This window comes from Nitrosospira sp. TNL200 (assembly GCF_055386305.1).
This window is the reverse complement of the sequence record NZ_AP041003.1, coordinates 1,823,093-1,845,519: the sequence shown is the minus strand read 5'-3', so window position 1 is coordinate 1,845,519 and position 22,427 is coordinate 1,823,093. Positions and strand designations below refer to the sequence as shown.

General features: G+C 57.8%; 21 protein-coding genes and 1 CRISPR repeat array. Of the genes, 13 read left to right on the top strand and 8 right to left on the bottom strand.

Annotated elements, in window-relative coordinates:
* The first annotated feature begins 7 nt into the window (after nt 1–7).
* From cas7c to cas2, 4 genes are read left to right on the top strand one after another with little or no spacing between them, the layout of a single operon-like run.
* Nucleotides 8–892, top strand: a complete 885-nt coding sequence (gene cas7c / locus ACZ5CE_RS08235) for a type I-C CRISPR-associated protein Cas7/Csd2 (RefSeq protein WP_464574405.1) — start codon at nt 8–10, stop codon at nt 890–892.
* A 47-nt stretch (nt 893–939) separates the two neighbouring features.
* Nucleotides 940–1,566, top strand: a complete 627-nt coding sequence (cas4, locus tag ACZ5CE_RS08230; protein WP_464574404.1) for a CRISPR-associated protein Cas4 — start codon at nt 940–942, stop codon at nt 1,564–1,566.
* A gap of 1 nt (nt 1,567) precedes the next feature.
* Complete coding sequence (cas1c, locus tag ACZ5CE_RS08225; RefSeq protein ID WP_464574403.1) at nt 1,568–2,602, top strand: type I-C CRISPR-associated endonuclease Cas1c; 1,035 nt, start codon at nt 1,568–1,570, stop codon at nt 2,600–2,602.
* Nucleotides 2,603–2,647: 45 nt separating this feature from the next.
* Nucleotides 2,648–2,938, top strand: coding sequence for a CRISPR-associated endonuclease Cas2 (gene cas2, locus ACZ5CE_RS08220; RefSeq protein WP_464574402.1), 291 nt, complete (start codon nt 2,648–2,650; stop codon nt 2,936–2,938).
* A 176-nt stretch (nt 2,939–3,114) separates the two neighbouring features.
* A CRISPR array of direct repeats spans nt 3,115–7,386; the repeat unit is 37 nt; unit sequence GTATCGCCCGGCCAGTAGGCCGGGCGTGGATTGAAAC.
* 220 nt (nt 7,387–7,606) lie between these two features.
* On the opposite strand, the gene ACZ5CE_RS08215 is transcribed toward cas2, so the two are convergent.
* Nucleotides 7,607–8,920 carry an IS1380 family transposase gene (locus ACZ5CE_RS08215; protein WP_464574401.1) on the bottom strand — a complete coding sequence of 438 codons (1,314 nt, stop codon included), beginning with the start codon at nt 8,918–8,920 and terminating at the stop codon, nt 7,607–7,609.
* A gap of 275 nt (nt 8,921–9,195) precedes the next feature.
* On the opposite strand from ACZ5CE_RS08215, the gene ACZ5CE_RS08210 reads away from it, so the two are divergent.
* From ACZ5CE_RS08210 to ACZ5CE_RS08190, 5 genes are all read left to right on the top strand, one after another.
* Nucleotides 9,196–9,474, top strand: coding sequence for a CopG family ribbon-helix-helix protein (locus ACZ5CE_RS08210; RefSeq protein WP_464574400.1), 279 nt, complete (start codon nt 9,196–9,198; stop codon nt 9,472–9,474).
* Nucleotides 9,462–9,755, top strand: coding sequence for a type II toxin-antitoxin system RelE/ParE family toxin (locus ACZ5CE_RS08205; protein WP_464574399.1), 294 nt, complete (start codon nt 9,462–9,464; stop codon nt 9,753–9,755). The genes ACZ5CE_RS08210 and ACZ5CE_RS08205 overlap by 13 nt, the downstream gene beginning before the upstream one ends.
* A 721-nt stretch (nt 9,756–10,476) precedes the next feature.
* Entirely contained in the window at nt 10,477–13,365 is a 2,889-nt protein-coding gene (locus ACZ5CE_RS08200) for a trypsin-like peptidase domain-containing protein (protein WP_464574398.1), read from the top strand.
* Nucleotides 13,366–13,590: 225 nt separating this feature from the next.
* A complete protein-coding gene (locus tag ACZ5CE_RS08195) occupies nt 13,591–13,815 on the top strand; it encodes a hypothetical protein (protein ID WP_464574397.1) in 225 nt (74 codons plus the stop codon).
* 102 nt (nt 13,816–13,917) lie between these two features.
* Complete coding sequence (locus ACZ5CE_RS08190; protein ID WP_464574396.1) at nt 13,918–14,448, top strand: DUF4142 domain-containing protein; 531 nt, start codon at nt 13,918–13,920, stop codon at nt 14,446–14,448.
* A gap of 210 nt (nt 14,449–14,658) precedes the next feature.
* On the opposite strand, the gene ACZ5CE_RS08185 is transcribed toward ACZ5CE_RS08190, so the two are convergent.
* From ACZ5CE_RS08185 to ACZ5CE_RS08170, 4 genes are all read right to left on the bottom strand, one after another.
* Nucleotides 14,659–14,922, bottom strand: coding sequence for a hypothetical protein (locus ACZ5CE_RS08185; RefSeq protein ID WP_464574395.1), 264 nt, complete (start codon nt 14,920–14,922; stop codon nt 14,659–14,661).
* Between the two features lie 580 nt (nt 14,923–15,502).
* Complete coding sequence (locus ACZ5CE_RS08180; protein WP_464574394.1) at nt 15,503–15,829, bottom strand: hypothetical protein; 327 nt, start codon at nt 15,827–15,829, stop codon at nt 15,503–15,505.
* Nucleotides 15,830–15,982: 153 nt separating this feature from the next.
* Entirely contained in the window at nt 15,983–16,195 is a 213-nt protein-coding gene (locus ACZ5CE_RS08175; RefSeq protein ID WP_464574393.1) for a hypothetical protein, read from the bottom strand.
* A 170-nt stretch (nt 16,196–16,365) separates the two neighbouring features.
* Nucleotides 16,366–16,890, bottom strand: coding sequence for a helix-turn-helix transcriptional regulator (locus ACZ5CE_RS08170; RefSeq protein WP_464574392.1), 525 nt, complete (start codon nt 16,888–16,890; stop codon nt 16,366–16,368).
* A 179-nt stretch (nt 16,891–17,069) separates the two neighbouring features.
* On the opposite strand from ACZ5CE_RS08170, the gene ACZ5CE_RS08165 reads away from it, so the two are divergent.
* Genes ACZ5CE_RS08165 through ACZ5CE_RS08150 form a run of 4 tightly spaced genes read left to right on the top strand, consistent with a single transcriptional unit; the run spans nt 17,070 to nt 19,817 of the window.
* Nucleotides 17,070–18,242, top strand: a complete 1,173-nt coding sequence (locus ACZ5CE_RS08165; RefSeq protein ID WP_464574391.1) for a YdaU family protein — start codon at nt 17,070–17,072, stop codon at nt 18,240–18,242.
* On the top strand, nt 18,233–18,925 hold the full coding sequence (locus tag ACZ5CE_RS08160; protein ID WP_464574390.1) for a DUF6475 domain-containing protein: 693 nt from the start codon (nt 18,233–18,235) through the stop codon (nt 18,923–18,925). The genes ACZ5CE_RS08165 and ACZ5CE_RS08160 overlap by 10 nt, the downstream gene beginning before the upstream one ends.
* A 56-nt stretch (nt 18,926–18,981) precedes the next feature.
* The gene (locus ACZ5CE_RS08155) at nt 18,982–19,299 is read left to right on the top strand and encodes a hypothetical protein (RefSeq protein ID WP_464574389.1); all 318 of its coding nucleotides are present in this window, start codon (nt 18,982–18,984) and stop codon (nt 19,297–19,299) included.
* A complete protein-coding gene (locus tag ACZ5CE_RS08150) occupies nt 19,296–19,817 on the top strand; it encodes a hypothetical protein (protein WP_464574388.1) in 522 nt (173 codons plus the stop codon). The genes ACZ5CE_RS08155 and ACZ5CE_RS08150 overlap by 4 nt, the downstream gene beginning before the upstream one ends.
* Nucleotides 19,818–19,884: 67 nt before the next feature.
* Here the strand turns inward: ACZ5CE_RS08150 and ACZ5CE_RS08145 are convergent, their stop codons facing one another.
* From ACZ5CE_RS08145 to ACZ5CE_RS08135, 3 genes are all read right to left on the bottom strand, one after another.
* The gene (locus tag ACZ5CE_RS08145; RefSeq protein WP_464574387.1) at nt 19,885–20,478 is read right to left on the bottom strand and encodes a DUF4142 domain-containing protein; all 594 of its coding nucleotides are present in this window, start codon (nt 20,476–20,478) and stop codon (nt 19,885–19,887) included.
* Between the two features lie 258 nt (nt 20,479–20,736).
* The gene (locus ACZ5CE_RS08140) at nt 20,737–21,243 is read right to left on the bottom strand and encodes a DUF1269 domain-containing protein (RefSeq protein WP_464574386.1); all 507 of its coding nucleotides are present in this window, start codon (nt 21,241–21,243) and stop codon (nt 20,737–20,739) included.
* A gap of 325 nt (nt 21,244–21,568) precedes the next feature.
* On the bottom strand, nt 21,569–22,111 hold the full coding sequence (locus ACZ5CE_RS08135; RefSeq protein ID WP_464574385.1) for an SRPBCC family protein: 543 nt from the start codon (nt 22,109–22,111) through the stop codon (nt 21,569–21,571).
* Nucleotides 22,112–22,427 lie beyond the last annotated feature (316 nt).

Below are 22,427 nucleotides of genomic sequence, written 5' to 3'. Positions count from 1 at the left end.
ATCAGAAATGACCACACTGCAAAACAAAATAGACTTTGCCGTTATCCTCCGAGTAAAGAACGCAAACCCAAATGGCGATCCACTCAATGGCAACCGCCCGCGCACTGATTATTCAAACTTCGGGGAAATGACGGATGTTTCAATCAAGCGGAAGATTCGGGATCGGTTGCTGGAACGCTGGATAGCCAGTGGTAAGAGCGATGACGGAAACATGATCTTCGTTCAGTCGGATGATCGAAAAGCGGATGATGCAAAAAGCCTGCGGGCACGCGCTGAAATGGTTTTGGGTGACAAACTGGGGTCTGACGAGACCGCCACGCTTGCCTGCGAGAAGTGGTTTGATGTACGTGCCTTTGGTCAATTGTTTGCGCTAAAGAGCAACAAAAAAGCCGGGAAAAAGAAAGAAGATGGCAGCGACGATGAAGGCGATACTGGGGTATCGATTGGCATTCGTGGTCCAGTCACCATCCAATCGGCCTTCAGCGTGGAGCCTATCGACATCACTAGTATCCAAATCACCAAGAGCGTAAGTGGCGAAGGCGATGGGACCAAGCGCGGCTCGGACACAATGGGCATGAAACACCGCGTCGATCAGGGCGTGTATGTGTGCTATGGCAGCATGAACCCGCAACTCGCCGAAAAAACCGGTTTCTCCGACACCGATGCCGAAACGATCAAGCAGATACTCCCCAAGTTGCTCGAAAATGATGAATCATCTGCGCGTCCAGCGGGCAGCATGGAGGTACTGAAAGTCATTTGGTGGAAACACCACTGTAAATCGGGTCAATATTCCTCCGCCAAGGTTCATCGCACACTGAAAGTTCAGAAAGACGGTAACGTTGAGATAGATCAGCTCAACGGGCTTCAACCCGAACTCCTTGAGGGCTTTTGAGGGGATTGCGGGGCAGTTTTTTTCCAAAAAATGGGAAATGATTTTAAGTGTCTGATCTGGCAGATGAAGTTGTCGCGCTCTCTGCTCTGCAACACTGGATTTATTGTCCGCGTCAGTGCGGGCTGATTCATCTGGAGCAGGCGTTCGAGGATAACATCCACACGATGCGCGGGCAGGCGGTGCATCATCTCGTCGATACGCCGGGGTACGAAATCAAATCCGGCGCGCGGATCGAGCGCGCCTTGCCTGTGTGGTGTGATCGGCTCAACCTGATTGGCAAGGCTGATCTGGTCGAGTTTCATCCGGACGGCAATGTTTACCCTGTTGAATTCAAGCATGGCGCCAAGCGGCAGAAGTTGCACGACGATATCCAGCTTGCTGCGCAAGCTATTTGCCTGGAAGAAATGCTGGGCTGTCCCGTACCCAGAGGCGCAATTTTTCATGCCACCAGCCACCGGCGGAGGGAAGTGGTTATTACCTCTGAACTGAGGAAACTGGTCGAAGAAACCGTCGATGCCATACGTACCATGCTGACTTCCGGAAAACTGCCGCCCCCGGTAAACGATGCGCGTTGTAAAGAATGTTCCTTGAAAGACATTTGCCAGCCAGAGGCGCTGGCCGGACAAGATAAACAGCGCCAACAAAGGCAAAGCTTGTTCAATTCGGAGGAGTAAGGTGCATACCGTCCAGAATACCCTCTATGTCATGACACCCCATGCTTACGCGCATCTGGAAAACGCCACCCTGCGCATCGACGTGGAACGGGAGAAAAAACTCCAGGTGCCACTGCATCACCTGGGTGGGCTGGTCTGTTTCGGCAATGTCATGGTCTCACCGGCGCTCATGCACCGCCTGGCAGATGAAGGCAAATCACTGGTTCTACTGGATAATTCAGGTCGTTTCAAGGCGCGGCTCGAAGGTCCGGTCTCTGGCAACATCCTGTTGCGCCAGGCGCATCATCGTGCGGCCTCGGAGCCCGTTTTTACCTTGGAGTTTGCCCGTGCGGTGGTTGCGGGCAAACTCAAAAACAGCCGCATCAATCTGCAACGCGGTGCTCGTGAAGCCGCCGATCCGGATGAGGCCGCGAAACTCGTTCGTGCTGCCGACAACCTTGCTGCCTCGCTACGCGCGGCAGCCGTTGCCAACACCATGGATGAGCTGCGCGGCGTGGAAGGTGAAGCTGCTCGCGGCTACTTTGTCGCTCTTAATCTCATCGTCAAATCCCAGGCGCGTTCATCATTTGCACTCAATGGCCGCACGCGCCGCCCACCGCTGGATCGTTTCAATGCCTTGCTTTCCTTTCTCTACGCCATGAGCATGAATGACTGTCGCTCGGCTATTGAAGCTGTCGGACTGGATGCGCAACTCGGTTTTCTCCACGCCGTGCGCCCCGGTCGAGCCGCACTCGCGCTGGATTTGCAGGAAGAATTTCGGCCAATATTTGCCGACCGGTTGGCCCTTACCCTTATTAACCGTGGTCAAGTTACAACCGCTGATTTTGACGAACGTGAAGGTGGCGCGGTCATGCTCAACGATAGAGGCCGTCGCACTGTCATCACAGCCTGGCAGGAACGCAAACAGGAAGAGATTACCCATCCACTCACCGGAAACAAAATCCCCATCGGTCTGCTGCCCTTCATCCAGGCACGTTTCATCGCACGAACTATCCGGAATGAGATGGAAAGCTATCTGCCTTATCTGGCGAAATAATCGTTGTTCCCTTTCCCTGTGGGGAAGGGTCTAGTGAGGGGTAAGATGTTGATTATCGTCACCTACGATGTTTCCACCGAAACTGCTGCTGGACGGAAACGTTTAAGACGGGTTGCAAAAGCCTGCGAGAAGATGGGACAGCGCGTACAGAAATCCGTGTTCGAATGCACCGTCAACGAAATGCAGTTTGAACAACTGGAACGTACACTGCTCGCTGAAATCGACAAAAATGAGGATAATTTACGCTTCTACCGTATAACCGAACCGGTGGAAGTGCGGGTCAAAGAACATGGATGCTTCCGTTCTGTGGATTTTGAAGGACCTCTCATTGCCTAAATGCGCGAACCCCTATCAATAGCTAATATCCGTACCTTTCGCGCAAAAATTATTCCATGATTAATATACTTTTTTCCCAAAAAATTATTTCTCTGCTGCAAATTAACAGCTTTTCAGAAAGGATTTGCGGGAAAATAAAGAATTCTTCTTATGTAGGCACAGCTTACATAAGAAGAGTATCGCCCGGCCAGTAGGCCGGGCGTGGATTGAAACAGAGTAAAATAACACAATTGCGTTGCTGTGTCAAGCGTATCGCCCGGCCAGTAGGCCGGGCGTGGATTGAAACGCGTTAGTGGTAACGCTACTGCCAACTATCGTTGTGTATCGCCCGGCCAGTAGGCCGGGCGTGGATTGAAACGATCTGCATCTGGCTCTGAAGCTTTGCCTGTTCCAAGTATCGCCCGGCCAGTAGGCCGGGCGTGGATTGAAACAAGAGTTCAAGAGCAGGCCCGATCAATTGCTGATGTATCGCCCGGCCAGTAGGCCGGGCGTGGATTGAAACGCATTATAAAGAGTCGCGGCATAGAACACTATTTGGTATCGCCCGGCCAGTAGGCCGGGCGTGGATTGAAACATGGCAGAGGCTTGCAAAAGCATGGTCATTTGAGTATCGCCCGGCCAGTAGGCCGGGCGTGGATTGAAACAGAGAGCGTTATATAGCTACTCTCAGCAACTTGGGGGTATCGCCCGGCCAGTAGGCCGGGCGTGGATTGAAACGCGGTTCAAGGTTCTGGACTATGACGGCGACGAAGTATCGCCCGGCCAGTAGGCCGGGCGTGGATTGAAACTCAAATAATCTGAAGCAGATAAATCCGAACATGGCGTATCGCCCGGCCAGTAGGCCGGGCGTGGATTGAAACCTCTTGATCCTGAATCCACTCGGCGAAAATCTCCTGTATCGCCCGGCCAGTAGGCCGGGCGTGGATTGAAACTTCCCTGTTTGTTTGTACCCACGGCATGACTACCGTATCGCCCGGCCAGTAGGCCGGGCGTGGATTGAAACCTCGTGATGACCTTTGGTACAAGCTGAACGAACAGCGTATCGCCCGGCCAGTAGGCCGGGCGTGGATTGAAACACTCCAAATACTGCAACATCATAGCGCCACAACAAGTATCGCCCGGCCAGTAGGCCGGGCGTGGATTGAAACGGTTTTGGTGGGCTGTGGCTGAGAATAGGCCCACGTATCGCCCGGCCAGTAGGCCGGGCGTGGATTGAAACGATTCGACCTCGGCGACTTGATTGAGGGGGATAGTGTATCGCCCGGCCAGTAGGCCGGGCGTGGATTGAAACGAACAGATAATTCCCAGTATCTCCTGTTGATGTTGGTATCGCCCGGCCAGTAGGCCGGGCGTGGATTGAAACATGGCAACGCCGGTCGAGGTCGGAAGTATGCTGGGTATCGCCCGGCCAGTAGGCCGGGCGTGGATTGAAACGAGAATGCCGGAAAGGATAAGCCAAGTGACGATACGTATCGCCCGGCCAGTAGGCCGGGCGTGGATTGAAACACCATTCCTGGCATTCCAGTTGGTAAAGGGCGTGCGTATCGCCCGGCCAGTAGGCCGGGCGTGGATTGAAACATCCTGATTTCGCCGGGGCTCTTACCGATTGCACGGTATCGCCCGGCCAGTAGGCCGGGCGTGGATTGAAACGGGAGTTACAGACACCGCCAGCGCAGGAGGATCAATGTATCGCCCGGCCAGTAGGCCGGGCGTGGATTGAAACATTGCGCGACCGATACGATCGCGAATGCGGCCGTGTATCGCCCGGCCAGTAGGCCGGGCGTGGATTGAAACTTCGCGATGGCCAGATGCGCAGCCTTCAGCTCCGCGTATCGCCCGGCCAGTAGGCCGGGCGTGGATTGAAACCACAGCGCCGCCGCCGCGTCTTCGTTGTCGGATGTGTATCGCCCGGCCAGTAGGCCGGGCGTGGATTGAAACCATCAAAGATCCCCAGCAGCGTGCCGCTGTCGCCGCGTATCGCCCGGCCAGTAGGCCGGGCGTGGATTGAAACCCAAGAGTCGCCGCTTCTTTTGCTAACGAATCGATGTATCGCCCGGCCAGTAGGCCGGGCGTGGATTGAAACAGGAAGAATCCCTAGCAAAGGCCAAGGCCAGCGAAGGTATCGCCCGGCCAGTAGGCCGGGCGTGGATTGAAACTTGGATAGCCTGCCAAGAGCCGCGCTGGTAAACAGTATCGCCCGGCCAGTAGGCCGGGCGTGGATTGAAACGTCACCTGATACTGGTAGGTGATACTGTAATGGTGTATCGCCCGGCCAGTAGGCCGGGCGTGGATTGAAACTTTTTTCCCTTGTTGCCGTTGGATGGTTACTCGACGTATCGCCCGGCCAGTAGGCCGGGCGTGGATTGAAACATCAGGACATTGATATCCGGCAATCCGCCTTGGAGTATCGCCCGGCCAGTAGGCCGGGCGTGGATTGAAACATGGACATTTATAGGGACCGTCTTGAACACCCGCCGTATCGCCCGGCCAGTAGGCCGGGCGTGGATTGAAACATCAGGCATGAGTGCCGGTATGGTTCGTATCAGGGTATCGCCCGGCCAGTAGGCCGGGCGTGGATTGAAACAGGTAAGCCGTATAGTTCGCCGAACTTACGATGCCGTATCGCCCGGCCAGTAGGCCGGGCGTGGATTGAAACGCAAGCAAATCAACGACGCACTTAAACATGGAGGGTATCGCCCGGCCAGTAGGCCGGGCGTGGATTGAAACTCGTGCTCGCAGTGGCACAGGTAGATCTTAGATCGTATCGCCCGGCCAGTAGGCCGGGCGTGGATTGAAACATTTTACGTCGGCGTTGAATGTCTTTTAAAGGATGTATCGCCCGGCCAGTAGGCCGGGCGTGGATTGAAACGAGCTCCTCGTTAAATCCGGGAAGGAGATCGCCCGTATCGCCCGGCCAGTAGGCCGGGCGTGGATTGAAACGACCTGATCATTACCATGGAGCGGGAGAAGTCGGGTATCGCCCGGCCAGTAGGCCGGGCGTGGATTGAAACACCTGAAGCTCGACGCATCAAAACTCACCCGCGATGGTATCGCCCGGCCAGTAGGCCGGGCGTGGATTGAAACGGCTAACGTAACGCTCACATGGGGCGGTCATGACGTATCGCCCGGCCAGTAGGCCGGGCGTGGATTGAAACCATTTTTGTCGGTTTATCCTCCCGCTTGTAGGATTGTATCGCCCGGCCAGTAGGCCGGGCGTGGATTGAAACATGCTGAACGATTTGTCTGTCGCTGTTGTGTCGAAGTATCGCCCGGCCAGTAGGCCGGGCGTGGATTGAAACCCCTATAGTCCCGCCTGTTTCAACCCATAGGCACACGTATCGCCCGGCCAGTAGGCCGGGCGTGGATTGAAACGTTTACCTATTGACAGTCGATACGATATCGAATAGGTATCGCCCGGCCAGTAGGCCGGGCGTGGATTGAAACCTTGAGTGTCACAAGCTCCTCATGTTCCTCCTCAGGTATCGCCCGGCCAGTAGGCCGGGCGTGGATTGAAACGATAGCGTAGTGATTACCTTAAGGAGAATTGAAATGTATCGCCCGGCCAGTAGGCCGGGCGTGGATTGAAACAAGACGCGTATGGTAAGGGATACTGCTTGTATAAGTATCGCCCGGCCAGTAGGCCGGGCGTGGATTGAAACTCTCTCAGCGGAAGCCATCTGAACCCTAGCGAACGTATCGCCCGGCCAGTAGGCCGGGCGTGGATTGAAACGCCCCCGGTATTGCTCCACATCGCCCACGGCAAGGGTATCGCCCGGCCAGTAGGCCGGGCGTGGATTGAAACCACTATCTCGTGAATCAAAATATGCTTCGGTGCATGGTATCGCCCGGCCAGTAGGCCGGGCGTGGATTGAAACCTCACAACAGGCCGAACTCGAGAAAGCGGTCACCGTATCGCCCGGCCAGTAGGCCGGGCGTGGATTGAAACAGCGAAGCATCAATTGAATGTTGACAGCCGTATTGTATCGCCCGGCCAGTAGGCCGGGCGTGGATTGAAACCTGATATGCATTGAACTCGTCAACTATGGCATCAACGTATCGCCCGGCCAGTAGGCCGGGCGTGGATTGAAACACCTTTGACCATTACAGCATCACCTACCAGTATCAGGTATCGCCCGGCCAGTAGGCCGGGCGTGGATTGAAACAACTATCGTGGTTTACCGTGGTTGCGAAGCTCTGTATCGCCCGGCCAGTAGGCCGGGCGTGGATTGAAACTCTGGATATCTGGGGCAGGAAAAGAAAATGAAAATGTATCGCCCGGCCAGTAGGCCGGGCGTGGATTGAAACATGGGCTTTTGGGTGGGGTGGATCTTCCCTTCCCGTATCGCCCGGCCAGTAGGCCGGGCGTGGATTGAAACGTTTCGGGCTGGAGGTGGTGGGGCAAACTCGGACAGTATCGCCCGGCCAGTAGGCCGGGCGTGGATTGAAACCTTTTGCACTGAGTGCCACCATGGAGTGCTCCACGCATCGCCCGGCTAACCCGCATATTTCACCAAGAGCCAAATGAGGCCGTGAAGCGCCCGTTGGGATGTGCATTTTGGTCATAGCGATGTCCACGCGCCGCGCTCAAGGCGATTTGTCTGGCCTGCGGCGATAGCTCCCCCTTTCCCCCATGGTTTTTCAACATGCCGGGGCAGCACTCGGAACGGGTTATGGCGGCGCCAGCGCTTGGGCGGCGATAAGAAAGACGTGGCGTAGCGGGTGGTGGGAGGCGAGTAGCAGGCGCACGCGGCGCGTGTTGCGTACGATGACGGCCCCGATCTTGAGCAGCTTCACGCGGATCGTCGCCGCGCAGGCGCGCTCCAGTTCGGTGCCGGCCAGGGACAGCGCGCGCAAGCGCTCCATCAACGTATAGGCCAGGGCCGCGAACAACAGCCGCAACTGGTTGGCGGCAAACCGGTGGCAGGAGGCACGCGTGCCGAACAAGTCGAGCTGGGCTTCCTTGATGCGGTTTTCGGCTTCGCCGCGCACGCAGTAGAATTCGTCATAGAGCCGTGCCGCATCCCAGCCGAGGTTGGTGACGACAAAGCGCGGATTATTGCCTTGGGCGCCGTATTCAAGGCGCGTGATGATGCGCCGCTCGCGGTTCCAACTGTCGGCCGCGTAGCGCAGCTCGCCGACCGAGCGCTGCTTGACCTGGGTCTGTTCCCAGGCGCGATGCAGCGCTGCCTCCTGGCCGGCCATCAGTTTTTCGAGGCGCCTGTTGCGCGCCACGCCGATCGTGTAACCGACGTTGTGGCGTTCGCACCAGCGCAGCAGGCGCTGGCGGCAAAAGCCGGAGTCGGCACGCACGACGATGCGTACCTCGGGCCAGCTCTGGCGCAGCCGCGTCACCAGCAGTTTGATCACGGCTGCCGCGTGCCTGGCGCCATCGATCCTGCTGTTGCGCAGATAGCAGGCCAGCATCGACTGGCCGCAGAACACATACAGGGGAAGGTAGCAGTAGTGGTCGTAGTAACCGTGGAACTGGCTGCGCTCCTGATCGCCGTGCAGGGGAATGTCGGAAGCATCGATGTCGAGCACCAGCTCCTGCGGGGCTGTTTTATGACTGGCCACGAACTGGTCGACCAGCACCCCGTGCAGCGCCCAGGCCTGCGCTCGCGTGGCGCGGTTCTCCAAACGGCACAGGGTCGGTGCCGACGCTAGCGGTGCGGTCGTGCCGATCGCCGTTTGCATGGCCAGGTCGTGGCGTAGCATGGCGTGGTCGCTCAAGTCTTCCCAGCCTTGGCACTGCGCGTACACCCGTTGCGCCACCAGAGCGCGCAGGTCGTGCTTGATGCGCGCCGGGTAGCGGCCGTCCGACAAGATCCTGGCCACCGCCATGGTCAACCCGATCTTGCGGTCGACCTGCCGCAGCAGAAGAACCCCACCCTCAGTGCTGATATCTCCACCATCGAAATTGGCGATGATTTCGCGCCGCCCGAGGCGCCCCAAACGTATTTCATTACTGGTACACTTTGGCATCGGCTCAGTGCTCGCTATTTCTTGTGTGGAAACTTGATTTTAAGCGGGAATTACACTGAGCCGATTTCTTTTTGGTGAAATATCCGGGCTAATTGGCCGGGTCTTCCCCACGCCCGTAAGGGTGTTTCCGCACCGATTACTGCTGACGTTTCTGTAGAGGCAAGATGTTGTCAGATTACGCTTTGCTAATCTGACCTACAGGTCTACAAAACTGATGAGTAGAAGCAAAACACTAAGTAGTGTATAGTAGTGCAGGGCGTTACTTGGAGATACTCATGGCTACTTCAACTTCTATCAAGCTGGATGATGAACTGAAAGCGCGCATTCAGGCTCTTGCCGATGCGCAAAAGCGGACCTCGCACTGGATCATGCGTGAAGCCATCGAGCAATACGTGGACAAAGCGGAAAAACGCGCGGCATTCCTGCGGGAAGCGCAGAAATCATGGGTGCATTACAAGGAAACGGGATTGCATATAACCGGGGATGAGTTGAGTGCGTGGCTTAAGACCTGGGGGACGGATGAAGAAACCAGTCCGCCGCAATGCCACACGTAGTTGTTACTGCCTCGGCAAAGGACGGCATAATCCGCTGCCGCGAATTTTTGGCAATAAGGAATCCTGCTGCAGCAGTTCGCGCCGGGGAAATGATTAACAACAGAATGGCGCTCTTGAAAACCACTCCCGAGATGGGGAAACCGCATCCTCTGTTCCCTTTGTTGCGGGAATTGACCATACCGTTCGGGGATTCCGGCTACATCGCCTTGTACATCCATGAACCGGCTGATGATGCGGTGTATGTGCTGGCCTTTCGCCATTTGAAGGAAGTGGGATACTGATGCTCGCCTTGCTGTATCTCTTCCTAAGCATTGGCATGTTGGTCTTTATGACAATAAGTTTCGTGGGCGGGGTCTATGCCAACTGGCATCCCCGTGGAAGCAGGATGTTGTCAGATTACGCTTCGCTAATCTGACCTACAAAATTACTGATTTAGATAGTAGGGCGCAATAAGCGCAGCGCATTGCGCCGCATGGCGTCCCCGGTCCCGCTACGGGGATTCGCGGCGTTGCGCCCCCTGGTATCCCGGTTCCATAGCCTTCGCTGCTCCCACCCAGATGCCCAAACCGCTTTTCATATGAAGTCTTCCCCACGCCCGTGGGGGTGTTTCCTTACCGATTACTGCTGATGTTTCCGTGGAGACAAGATGTTGTCAGATTACGCTTCGCTAATCTGACCTACAGATTACTCGTCTGGAAAACCTGGCCTTGCAGCAATTCCTGCCCGGCAATCTTGTTTTCATTATCTTATCTGCTACAAACATAGAGGAGCTTATTGATCGGTGTGGAGAAGGCAATGCGATTGGGGATTGGAGATTGGGCACAGGTTAGCGGAATCGCCATGGGCAATGGAGATGACAATGGCGGCATACGGTCCGGCCGAAAAAATCGCTCCTTGAGGATCAGGTCATGTGAACAAAAACAGGGTAGGGGAAAAGCCAGCGAATGCTCTTCAGTGTTTTTCCGCGAGTTCCTTTCCATTCTTGAGACAGCGAGGTAAGCCATGTCGCACGTAACCGGCTCGGTCCAGACCGCGCCAACCGCAAATATCGGGCCGGACTTCGGTCCGGCCACCGGCCCGTCCGATACCTGGACGCTGAACTTCAACCCGCCGCCTTCTCCCGCTCCCGGCGGGACCAAGCTCCTGATCCTGCATTTCACCGGGGCGAGCCTTCCCGCCGCCAACCGCCTGGAAGTGGATCTGGGTTATGACACCGATATTTTCACCTCCGCCGACGGCAACGATTTCTGGACGCGTCCCATCAACATCTACGCGCTGGGCGGCCCGGTGCCCATCCGCTACATCACCAATGGCGCGGCTACCGGCGGCGTCCAGCTCGACCGGTACGGCCGGGGGGAGCGGCACGCCGGCATCCAGGATCCCACGGCGCTTTCCAACTGCGACCCATTCCAGGGCGACGCGAGCTATACGGAGCCGAAGTACGATCCATTCTGGTTCTGCTCCACACCGCCGAACTGGGAAAATGTGGGCTGCATCAGTCCTCCGGGAGATATCCGCAATACCATCGAGCCCGCCATAGGCATGGTCATGCATGTGGATTTCGACAAGAACCTGGGTTTCTACGTTTCCACTTGCAGCGTGACCCTGATCAGCCCCGATACCATCATCACCGCCGGGCATTGCATGGCCAGCCCCATCGACGATGCGAAGAGCGCCTCTGTCATCTTCAATTACCGGACGCAATGCAACGGCGACCGGCCGGGAAGTTACAGCGGTCGTTTTTTCAAGGTGAAAGAGGTCATCCGGCAGCGCTTCGCCGATGGCAGCGCCAACGACTATTGCCTCTTGCGCCTCAAGGTGCCGCCCGGCGGGCTGGGCATCACTCCCGTGCCGATGCGCATGGATATTCCCGCTGCCGGGGAGCAGGTGTTCGGCATCCATCACCCCAACGGCGCGGTCAAGAAGCTTTCCATTCCGCATCCCGGTTTTGCCTCGGTCATCTCCAGCGGGCCGACTTCCATCAGCGTGAACCTGGATGTCTCCGGCGGAAGCTCGGGCTCCGGCCTGTTCGACACCGCGGGCCGCATCACCGGCGTGCTCAGCAATGGCTTCAAATGCGGCCTCAGTTATTTTCCGGCCGCCACCATCCAGCAGGATATCGCGACGCCGCCGGCGATCAAGCGCGACGTGATGCTGGTGTTCGACCGTTCCGGCAGCATGTCGCTGCCGGGAACGAGCGGCATCAGCAAGATGGAAGAAGCCCGTGCCGCCGCTTCGTTGTTCGTGCAACTGGTGCGTGCGGGCACGGGCAATCGCCTCGGCCTCGTCTCCTTCAGCACGACTGCCAGTTCGCCGGTGGATTTCGCGCTGGATGACGTGACCGCGGCCAACAAAGCCACCCTGACGGGACCGACAAAAATCGGCGGGCTCGCAGCCGGCGGATCGACCACCATTGGCGGCGGCCTCAATGCCGCTTACGGGCAATTGACCACCGCGGCAAACCTGCGCAACGTCCTGCTGTTCACCGACGGCCTGCAGAACACGCCGCCCATGGTGAACCCCACCGATACTTCACCCACCGACATCTTTATCGACGCCATCGGCTACGGTACGCCGGCGAGCCTCGACGGCGCCATGCTGACCGCCCTGGCCTCGCTGCATCGGGGGCAGTATGTGCAGGCCGATACCAATCTCAAGCTGCAGAAGTTTTTCTCCCTGGCCTTCGGCAACATCTTTGAGGCCGGGCTATTGCTCGATCCGGAGTTTGTGCTTCCCCAGGGGCAGCAGGCCGCGGCGCCGCTGCCGTTCAACGTCTGCGAAGAGGAAACCATCACCGTGGTGGTAGGCTGGGACAACCGCGAAGCCCGGCTGGAGGTGGAACTGACGACGCCCCTGGGCGCCAGCGTTACGGCTGCCACGCCTGGCGTGGAGTCTTCGTCCGCTCCTACCTGGACATTCCTGCGGGTGCCGCTGCCGCAAAACGGCGAGCGCGACGGCACATGGCAGGCCCTGGTCTTCCGCCCGGGGGTTGTAGGCGTGGAATTTGCGGCGCTCGCGCCGGAAACCGCCTATTTCGTGAATGTGGTGGCCAGTGGTGGCGCCATCCTGCGCCGCATGCCGGATACCGCCAAATACTATACCGGCGACGTGATCAATCCGCTCGTCGGGCTTCAATACCTGCAGGGCGGACTTCCGCCCAATGCGCAGGTAAAGGTCTCTGTCTCGCGGCCGGATGCGAGCATCGGCAACCTGCTCTCGCAGGAAAAGCTCGGCGCGGCGACAGTGATCGATGCCGATACCATCCCCGCGCGCCAGGCCACCCTGATGGCGATCGAGCAGCGTACCGGCCGCCCCGTGGTCGGCTATACGCAGCAGAGCTTCTCCCTGTTCGACGATTCCCAGCATACCGGCTCTCCCGAAGCTGCGGGCATCTTCGGCAATCCGCTCGCGGACCTGCTGACCGTGGAAGGGGACTATACGTTTCGCTTCCAGGCGGCTTACGGGGAAGGCTGCACCGCTACCCGCGAGCTGCTGTGGTCGGTGCACGTGGATACGGGCGTCGATCCCTCCCGCACGGTGATTACGGTCAATGTCAGCGGGGGCACGGGAACCATCATAGTTATCCCGAAAGACAAGTATGGCAACAACCTGGGTCCGGGCCGCGGCGATGGGTTCACGATAACTGGCACGCCTGGCACAACAGTAACCGGGCCGGCCGTCGATAATGGCGACGGTTCCTACACCGTGCCGGTCACCAGCGATCCGTCGGCTGGCGGCAATCCGGGCGTGGTCATCGGCCAGCCTGGCCGTCCGCCAATCGTCGTGCCTGGGCCCGCATCCGGCAAGGATCATTGCGGACACTGGAAAAACCTGTTCTGGATCATGTTGCTGGCGGCGGCAGTCCTGCTGCTGTTCTGTATCCTGAAATAACGGCTGCGGATGCTGCGCTGGCATTTGCCGGCATCGGCTTGAAGCACGCCGGTTTTTTGGATAGCATAATGTAGCCGGCCATGCTCCTGCGTATCGCTCCATCGCCGTATCACGGTGCGGGCGCCGGATATTCACGCGACTTTGTACCCAATGCCGCCGGTCATTGGTTGTTGGCCATTGGCCGTTTGTAATGATTGGAAGGCCGCAGCAATTTTCCGTAATTCCATGAGAACGCTATTCTTCGCCGTATTTTCCGTATTGATTTCCTCGCAGGCATTTGCGCAAAAAGAGGTGCGGGAGCCGCAGGAATACCCCTGGGAGCGGGCTGCCAGGCGCATTGAAGCCGACCAGGCGAAAATGCCGCGTTCCGCGAAGAAGGAGGACAGGCGCGAAAACGGCACGCGCAAGCCGGAGACAAAAACCGGAAGCGACGACAAGGAAAGTAAATAAAAAGGCAAGCGCGGCCTTTTCCAGGAGGTGCTCCATTCCGGCCAGGGGGCCGGGCATCCGGGTGACGGCATGCCGCTCCATTCAGTCAACGAAGGGATTTCCATGAAAAAATTGCTTATCCTGGCTGTCGCCCTGGCGGCCCAGGCTTTTGCCGCTTTTGCCGACACCGGCATGCCGTTGGACGACGGGGAGATCGTGGGTATCGTCATGGCGGCGAACCGGGCTGAAATCGATGCCGGCAACCTGGCCTATTCGGTATCCACCAACAGGGATGTAAAGATGTTCGCGCGGGATCTGGCGGAGGAGCACCAGCGCTCCAGTTCACGATTCGGCGACTGGGCGGCCTGGCGGGGAATCACGCCGAGATCCGGTCCGACAAGCGATGAGCTGAAGGCGGAAGAGGAGAAGTTTCTTGAGAATCTCGGGAAGCAGAGCGGCATACTGTTCGACCTGGATTATATCAATCACGAGGTCGAATCCCACCAGCATATGCTCGATCTGCTGGAGAACAAGCTGATCCCTGCTGCCCAGAACGAGGGATTAAAGAAATTGCTGCGGGAAATGCGGCGCTCGCTCACCGATCATCATGAGCGAGCGCGGCTCATCAAGGTTTCGCTGGGAAGAAAGAAGTAGCCTGAGCTTTCGCCGTTATGCGGAGGATGTCGGATTACGCTGCGCTAATCCGACCTACAAATTCTCAAGAGTGGGAGCCCATTTCATTGACCTGTTTCCTTTCGGCGCAATGCGCTACGCTTATTGACGCCCTACATGTTGGGTAGTTGGGCAGGTCGGATTAGCGCAGCGTAATCCGACAGCATCGAATACCGGCAATACGGATCATCGTTATTCATTTGCTTCCTTCCATTTCGCTGCGGCGAGACAAACAGCTTCGCGCAGGGTGGCGCCGCTTGTCCGGATATCGTAGCAATAGAGGGTGAATTCACCCCGGGATTCCGGCGAGGGACGGCGATATATTGCCTGGTCGCAGTATTCGCCCAGCCAGTCGAGGATCTGGGTGTCGGTGAGATTCAGGGGCGCGGGCCGATGCTCGGTCCAGGCTTCGGACCAGCTTGCCCGATTCATGCCGTATGCATCACCATTTTCCATGTTCCCGCGCCTCTGGTTCCTGACGTTTTCCGCTTCGAGCCAATGCGGTTTTCTGTTCTCGCCCTTTCAAATCGGGCGGAGTTCCGCGCCAGGCACGGCCTGGACATTTCTTCGCGCCTGTTCCTCGCGGACCGCTTGTCTTTCCACGCCACAGGGGGACTTACAGGGCCGAGGCTATGCCAGCTTGGACTACGCATCTGTTTCGCGGGAAGCCGCGGTATTCCCTACGGCATTCAGTAGACAGTTTACAAGTAATACTTGTAATTGTCAATGTGCGGGGACGAATGCCGCCTGGCGCGTGGTTTCAGCGGCTTTTGCCTGAAAAAAGAGGAGCTGATACAGGCGGATTTTTGCTGCTCCTGCTTTATTTTCCATTCCAAGGTATAAAACTACCGGCTTTAGCTGGTCAGATTTAGCTTGCGCAGGCTGGGTGCAGCAAGTCGTCACCCATCATTTTCGTGGTAATGGATGGACATTTTTGGTGGGTTGCGTTTCACTCCACCCACCCTACAGTCTGAAAAAAGGGAGGAACTACAATACGGACGGACTTTCTCTACCTGGTTGTTTTATTGCTTTATTGCTACCGAACGGGAACCCGGACGAAAGGAGTGGGGTCGGCGTCACGGCGATGTGTCCTGCCCGGGCCATACTCCACGACGTGATCGTCCCTCAGGATGACTGAGTAATCCGTCAGATCCTGTATGCCTCCTGAAAAATAGGACCAGGCGTTGGTGCGCCGCTCGATGTAGAGCAATACTTCGTACTCGCCGCTGCGCTGGTAGCCATCAGGTGGACCCACAGTACTGATGACCTGCGCCCTGGTCTGGCCCTCGCGCAAACCAGCCATCTTGCTGGCGCAGGAAGAGAGAACAAGGATGCTGAGCAGCGCGAAAAGGATGGTTTTCATGGTGACTCCCTGGATAAAGCAGAATTATATGTCTTTGGCAGCATCTTGCGGAAGCCACTTGGCATCGCAGTCCAGGCTGCGGCCTTCGTCGCGCGCCTGGTGATCATCCGGTTTTACCCGCAATGCGCTTAACGAGAATTTATTCAGCGTTCCTTAGCTCTCCAGCTCCCTGATGAGCAGGCTGACTTCCGCCACTTCCCCCAGCACTTCCTTGACCGCATGCTCCAGGGTATATCGGCGCCTTTCTTCTTCCCGAAGATCCGGAGGAAACCGCAGGATATGCTGTTCGCGCCTGGTTCGCGCTTTTTCCGAAATATGAAAGGCGAATATCATCTCCAGGTTGTCGTAGGGTGTGCGATTTGCCATGAATATCTCCTCCTGCGGATGCCGCTCCTGGCTTTCCTGGCGGCCAGACGGGCGGGTGCCGGCGCCGCTCATCTCTTGTTATCGCCCAGGCTTTCGCAGGCTAGCCGCTGCGCCTTCTTCCCCGCCTCTCGAATTTCCGGCGGTTCGGCTGATGCCTGCTGTACGCTCTTCTATCGAACTGCCGTCTTTCCGCGCGCCTTTCCAGTTGCCCGGGGCACCCTGCGCGGAGGAAATGCCGAAGCCGGGTGCGCCGCCAGGTCCGGCACCGGCAGTTTCTTCGCGCCGGTCACTGCAGACTGCGGTTCTTCGCGCACCAGCGCCTTGCTGAGCGTCACCAGCAGAGCGGCATCTTCCTTGGACATTCGTTGCATTGCTTTCACTACTTCATTGATTAGCACATCGTTGGGGGAAACGGATTTTTCCACGATGGTTCGGGGAGAACCGCCTGGCGGCGACTCCGGAGGTTTGGCGATGTCTTTTTTTTCCGGCACGTCCTCCAATATGCCGAAATGCATGAGAATGGATGGCAGTTTGAGTACTTCAGCTATCTTGTTCAGCCTTTTTCCGCGCGGCTGGGTGGCGCCGGATTCCCATTGCTGCACCGCCTGCGGCGTCACGCCAAGCAATTCAGCGAGTTCTGACTGATTCAGATTCAGTTTTTCGCGCCCTTCGCGGATTATTTTCGCGATGTTCATGCATTCATAATACAAGCAACGCTTGCGCCACGCTTACAAGAATAGCTTGACATTAACAAGTTATACTTGTAATAATGGGGGTAATGCGGGTTGCGCAGAAGCCTCTGGAGTAAACCTGCAGGGATAGCCTATGAGACTCCATAGGATCTGAATGCCAGCGCGAGCAAAGGAGCATATCGATGAATTATTACGAACGATATTGTGGAGACTATCAGCGCGATACAGCGCACCTTTCGCTCGCCGAGCATGGCGCCTACACCATGCTGCTGGATACGTATTTCAGTGTCGAGAAACCGCTGCCGGAGGACCTTTCCAGTCTTTATAGAGTTTGCCGCGCCATGACGCGCCTGGAACAGCAGGCTGTCAAGTCGGTCGCGGAACAGTTCTTTCCGATATCGGGCGGCGACGGACTGCGCCACAACCAGCGGGCGGATCGCGAGATCGCCAAGGCAAGGCCAAAAATCGAGGCGGCACGCATCAATGGCAGAAAGGGCGGCAGGCCAGCCAAGGCGGCCAGCGCAAATACGGAAATCCGGCAGATGCAGCCCCGTGGTGCGGATATACCTGACGGGTTATCCATGGGTTTCGACCAGGAACCCTCCGGGAGCAGGCCCGCCCCGTACACCGAAATCCACGACGAACCCAGCGGCGAAGCTCACCAGCCCCATCACCAGCCCCATCACCAGCACCAGCCCCATCACCAGCGCCAGCACGAACTGCATCGCCAGTCTCGCCCGTTCCGGGAAGAGGCAAGCGCGGATTTCAATTCCTGTGGGACGGGCGATCCGGAAAAAGGCCAGCCGGAACCGGAAATGGCTGCCCGTCAGCAGGGGCAGGAGCCAGCCCCGGACCATGGCAGCCTCCATTCCCGTCCCGGCAACCATGGCGATAGCGGCGGGCGGACTGGCTTTCACGCCGGCATTGGCAGCCTGGGAGCTTCAGTCGCTCCGGGTACCGCCGGCGCGTGCTGCAAGGCGCTGATGGGCCAGGGGGTGACAGGCTGCAATCCCCATCATCCGACACTGCTGGCGCTGCTGCAGGCAGGCGCGACCGAAGAGGAGTTCCTGCAGGCGGCAGGAAATGCCGCGGCCCGGGGAAAAGCAAATTTTCCCTACGTGGTCGGAATGGTGAGGCGCCAGCGTGAAGAGGCTGCAAAACTGGTTCTGCACCAGGGGCGTATGCCCAGCGGCCAGAAACTGCTGCAAGCGGCCAGCCATACGGAGACCGCGGGATGGATGCCGCCGGAATTGCGGAACGCCCCGGCGGCAGAACCGGCAGAGCCAGGGGAGCCGGTGGAACCGCCGGGAGAGGAACCCGCCGGGACGGGCAGGAGGGTTTCGCCATGCGGGTAGACGACTTCCAGAAATTTCACGACGGCATCACCGGTGTAATGGGATTTTATGGCAAAAGCCTGTCCCGATTCGCGCTGGATGTCTGGTGGACGGCGCTTGGAAGCCATGAGCTGCCTGCAATCATCGATGCATTCAATCGTCATCTCGCGAATCCGGATTCAGGCCAGTTTGCTCCCAAACCCGCGGACATCATCCGCATGCTGCAGGGTTCCACACAGGATTCCGCATTGCGCGCCTGGGCAAAAGTCGACCGCGCGGTCCGCTCGGTGGGTACTTATTGCGATGTGGTGTTCGACGATGCGCTGATCCACCGCGTGATCCAGGACATGGGGGGGTGGATAGGGCTGGGAACGAAATCCGAGGCGGAGTGGCCATTCGTCGCGAAAGAATTCGAGAGCCGCTATCGCGGCTTCCGCTCGCGCAACGAGCGCCCGCCTTATGCCCCGGTCCTGATCGGCATTGCCACCGCGCATAACGAGCTCAAGCGTTTCGAATCGGGAAAGCCGGTGCTGATCGGAAACAGGCAACTGGCGGAGCGGGTTCTGCGGGAAGGTGCCAGCCAGCCCGTGCCCGGCTTCAGCAGCCTGAGGCATATAGAGGAAAAAAGGGAACAGGGAGACGAAGGCGTGGGCGGCGCCCTGGATAGCGATGGCAAGTCCGGCAATGCGCAGGCCACATCATGATGCATCGACCTGGGCCGGCTATAGAAGGGACTATGGAGAGAGGAGGGGTGGCAAGCATGGCAAAGGTGACAAAGGTGACAACGGTGACAACGGCGCCAGGGGGAATAAGAGCAGTGGAGGCGAAATCCGATTATCCCTGCCTGGGCGGGTTCGGTTTTCCTTTCGCTTTCCCGCAGCTCGAGCGCTGGGAATATGGTGATCCGCAGAAGGTGTTGGAGCGCAGGCAGGCGAAGTCCTGCCACGGCTGCGTCCATGAGGCGGCGCTCTATTTTGCGGAAAATAATCTTTCCTGGGAAGTCGTGAAATATTGCGCGAAAGGACGCCGCCACGGAAAGCAATGTGGCCTATATCAATCGAAAAGGAGCCGCAAATGAAGTTCAGCAGCCCGGAGCACGCCCTGAAATGGGCCTACGAAACCATCAGCAGGCCGATCGTGAAGATTTCTTCCGTCAACGACATGCGCGAAGCCTGCAGGGCAGGCGGGAGTAACGGAAACGGGGAACTGACCGCGCACGACCGGCATGCGCAGGCGGCGCTGATACTCGCGCTGTGCGAGCGGGTCTTGCCGACGCTGCACATGGCCTACGTAAGAATCCAGTTCGGCAGGGAGGCGGCCGGTTCCGATATCCTTGCGCATCATCTCGCGGCGAATTTCGGCACGGGCGTGCACAGCCGCAGAAGTATCGACCAGATCATCCGCGCATATTGCGGCGAAAGGATAGGGCTGCGCGAGATCAGGGCGTCCTTGCGCTGCGGCATGCTCAAGGCGGCATCCCTGCGCAACAGATCCTACGATGCGCTGGATGCGATACATGTCCAGGCGATGGACAGGCTGCGCATGGAAATGGAGGCGAGGGGGCTGCTGGGCGCCGCTTCTGGCGCCCGGATGTGACGATCCTGAATCCGGACAAGCAGTTTGGTTATGCGGTTCGATTATGTTGCTCGGTTAACCGCTTCGATTAAGCAGTTAGATTGCCAGCATGAAATCCCGCTCCTTCCCGCGGTGTTTCGCCCGGTTCATCATTCAGCGCCTCCTGGATCTGCTGGGCCTGCTCCAGGTGCAGCGACAACGGGGCAAACAGGTTGTACAGCAGCGTTTTTAATTCTTCGCGGCGGGCATTGGGCATCAGGCGGTTGTCGATGGTATCGAGCACGTCCTGGTACAGCACGATTTCCTGCTTGACGTAAGCCTCGTCGAATGCCTTGCCATGGAGCGAGCGCAGTTTTTCGAGATCTGCCTTCCCGTCGGCCTTCAAGGCGCTGCTGATGGGATTGTTCTCCCGCACGACATCGATTTTTTTCACGAGCCGCGACAGGGAATCATTGACGTGCCCATGCTCGGCAATTATTTTTCCAGCATACTGGCGCACTGCCGCGCTACGCGCCTTCAGCCTCGCGAGCTGCGCGGCTTCTATCGACAGGCTGCTCGCGGTAAGTATCACGTCAGCAATCTGGCCATCGTCGAGCTGCAGTTTATAAGAGTCATGCGTATCCGCAAAAGCGGAAACAGCCGCCGCCATGAGACCGGCGGCCAGGATAAGCAGATGCCTCACTTTCGTTCCTCCACGATTTGCATCCATAGTGAAAAGAGCCATTTTAAGGCAAATTACACATAAAGGCTCCGTGAACTGCCGGGTTTGAACCGTCGGCCGCAGCTCGCGAGCCGCGGATGCCGGGTACCGCGGAATGGAACCTCACGATGAAGAATGAAGGAAAACAGCCTGCGTGGGCGGCAGCTTTGCGCCAGCAGGCAAGGGCAGGGACGGGAAGCAGGCCGGACGCTTTTCCCGCCCCGCTACATGGTGCGGATCTCAGTCGGATAGCGCTTTTTGCAGTTGCTGCTCCTGTGCCGGAGAAAGTGACGTGCGCAGCACTTTGCCCTTGACGTCTGAAAGCTCGGCCAGAACTTTTTCGGGCTGTGCCTTGCGCACAAGTATGAACAGGGCCGATGAGTTGGCGGGAATGGTTTCGCCCAGCGACCGGATGAAATCATCGTTGATGCCGTAGTCGGTCAACGAACCCGACAACGCGCCGCCCCCCGCCCCGAACACGCCTCCGATCAGAAAACCGGCTACGGGATTGAGAAACATCATGCCGACCAGCGCGCCAAGGAGGCTGCCAGACAGCAGTCCGGAGCTGGCGCCGAGTTGCGTGAGGTTGATACTCTGCTTGAGATGGACCTCGCCGGACGCGTCGCGCTCAACCACGACGGCGTCCTCGAGGTCGATGAGGTACTCCCTTTTCAATCTTTTGAGCCTTAGCAGGACCAGATCGGCTGTTTCAATTTTATCAAAACCCACCACCACTAAATCCGACATGTTTTCTCCTTATTTACCGTTGTTGTCTATTTTGGAGGAGCCGCCGCCGCGAATAGTTCCGTCTGAGCTGTCCATGGCCAGCGGGCAATCACGAAAATCAGAGGCGAAGCACTGGTTTCCAGGTGGTTCGCCTCCGCCGCATTATTTGATCCCGCAAGCAAGCAATACGCCATACCGGCAGAAGCCGGTATCCAGTGGCGTACGAAGCAACCTATCTGCTGGCCGGGAACTGAATTCCGGGCCACGCCCGGAATGGCGTATTCATGGTATTTTCCAGCCGAATCAATAGGCAGACTGGCTGACGGCCTGCTTTGGACGGTCGAAGTCAGTGTTGAGCCACGGTGCCGCGCCAGGCTCCCGTTTCCTTTCCCTGCTCCTCGATAAACTTCTTGAAGCGTTTCAGGTCGCCACGAGTGCGTGCTCCGACCGCGCCCAAGGCGTTGCCGAATCCCTCCACGAAGCCTTTCGGGCTGTAATCCATCTGCAGCATGATGCGCGTCCTGGAATCGGCGATTTTATGAAAGGTCATCACCCCGGCATTTTCCGCTCCGCCTGTGCTGTGCCAGGCGATTCGCTGATCAGGCGTCTGCTCGGTGATTTCACAATCCCACTCTTCCTCCCTGCCTCCAATCCTGGCGCGCCAGTGCAGATGGGTATCGTCGATCTGATGAACCTCGGTAACGCCTTTCATGAACTTCGGAAAATCCTCGAACTGGGTCCACTGGTTGTAGGCCGTGCTTACCGGAACATTGACCTCTATGGACTCTTCCACTGTGGATTTATCCGGGTCGTAAGATTTACGAAAATGCTTCGACAGCATGATTCCGCCCGCAGCGGCTGCGGCTATGGTGACAATTTTTCCTAACATTTTCTTTTCCTCCTATCGGGAAGAGCCGTTTCACCGGTTGGGAAGTATCTGGTTCCCATCCGCCGCAGGTTGGGGTCTGCAGTAGAAACGGCCGAGGCTTATAAAAAATCCGCGTTTTCTGCCTTGCAAAGGGGTAACTGGGATACAGCAGAAGTGAAATACGCGAACAGCGTGCTGCAATGATGCCGCATGCAGCAGGATGGTTCTGTGCGGTGGGGAACGTAAACGCCGATTGCGGAGATCGCGGATATTGCGCGGCCACGCCCATGAATTGATCCCGAGGGAATAGATCGATGAGGCCGCGCCAGTAATTCGG

Bases quoted from the DNA above. Each gene is read 5' to 3' on its own strand.
- cas7c (WP_464574405.1), top strand. From the start codon at position 8: ATGACCACACTGCAAAACAAAATAGACTTTGCCGTTATCCTCCGAGTA.
- cas2 (WP_464574402.1), top strand. From the start codon at position 2,648: ATGTTGATTATCGTCACCTACGATGTTTCCACCGAAACTGCTGCTGGA.
- ACZ5CE_RS08215 (WP_464574401.1), bottom strand. From the start codon at position 8,920: ATGCCAAAGTGTACCAGTAATGAAATACGTTTGGGGCGCCTCGGGCGG.
- ACZ5CE_RS08210 (WP_464574400.1), top strand. From the start codon at position 9,196: ATGGCTACTTCAACTTCTATCAAGCTGGATGATGAACTGAAAGCGCGC.
- ACZ5CE_RS08205 (WP_464574399.1), top strand. From the start codon at position 9,462: ATGCCACACGTAGTTGTTACTGCCTCGGCAAAGGACGGCATAATCCGC.
- ACZ5CE_RS08200 (WP_464574398.1), top strand. From the start codon at position 10,477: ATGTCGCACGTAACCGGCTCGGTCCAGACCGCGCCAACCGCAAATATC.
- ACZ5CE_RS08195 (WP_464574397.1), top strand. From the start codon at position 13,591: ATGAGAACGCTATTCTTCGCCGTATTTTCCGTATTGATTTCCTCGCAG.
- ACZ5CE_RS08190 (WP_464574396.1), top strand. From the start codon at position 13,918: ATGAAAAAATTGCTTATCCTGGCTGTCGCCCTGGCGGCCCAGGCTTTT.
- ACZ5CE_RS08185 (WP_464574395.1), bottom strand. From the start codon at position 14,922: ATGGAAAATGGTGATGCATACGGCATGAATCGGGCAAGCTGGTCCGAA.
- ACZ5CE_RS08180 (WP_464574394.1), bottom strand. From the start codon at position 15,829: ATGAAAACCATCCTTTTCGCGCTGCTCAGCATCCTTGTTCTCTCTTCC.
- ACZ5CE_RS08175 (WP_464574393.1), bottom strand. From the start codon at position 16,195: ATGGCAAATCGCACACCCTACGACAACCTGGAGATGATATTCGCCTTT.
- ACZ5CE_RS08170 (WP_464574392.1), bottom strand. From the start codon at position 16,890: ATGAACATCGCGAAAATAATCCGCGAAGGGCGCGAAAAACTGAATCTG.
- ACZ5CE_RS08165 (WP_464574391.1), top strand. From the start codon at position 17,070: ATGAATTATTACGAACGATATTGTGGAGACTATCAGCGCGATACAGCG.
- ACZ5CE_RS08160 (WP_464574390.1), top strand. From the start codon at position 18,233: ATGCGGGTAGACGACTTCCAGAAATTTCACGACGGCATCACCGGTGTA.
- ACZ5CE_RS08155 (WP_464574389.1), top strand. From the start codon at position 18,982: ATGGCAAAGGTGACAAAGGTGACAACGGTGACAACGGCGCCAGGGGGA.
- ACZ5CE_RS08150 (WP_464574388.1), top strand. From the start codon at position 19,296: ATGAAGTTCAGCAGCCCGGAGCACGCCCTGAAATGGGCCTACGAAACC.
- ACZ5CE_RS08140 (WP_464574386.1), bottom strand. From the start codon at position 21,243: ATGTCGGATTTAGTGGTGGTGGGTTTTGATAAAATTGAAACAGCCGAT.
- ACZ5CE_RS08135 (WP_464574385.1), bottom strand. From the start codon at position 22,111: ATGTTAGGAAAAATTGTCACCATAGCCGCAGCCGCTGCGGGCGGAATC.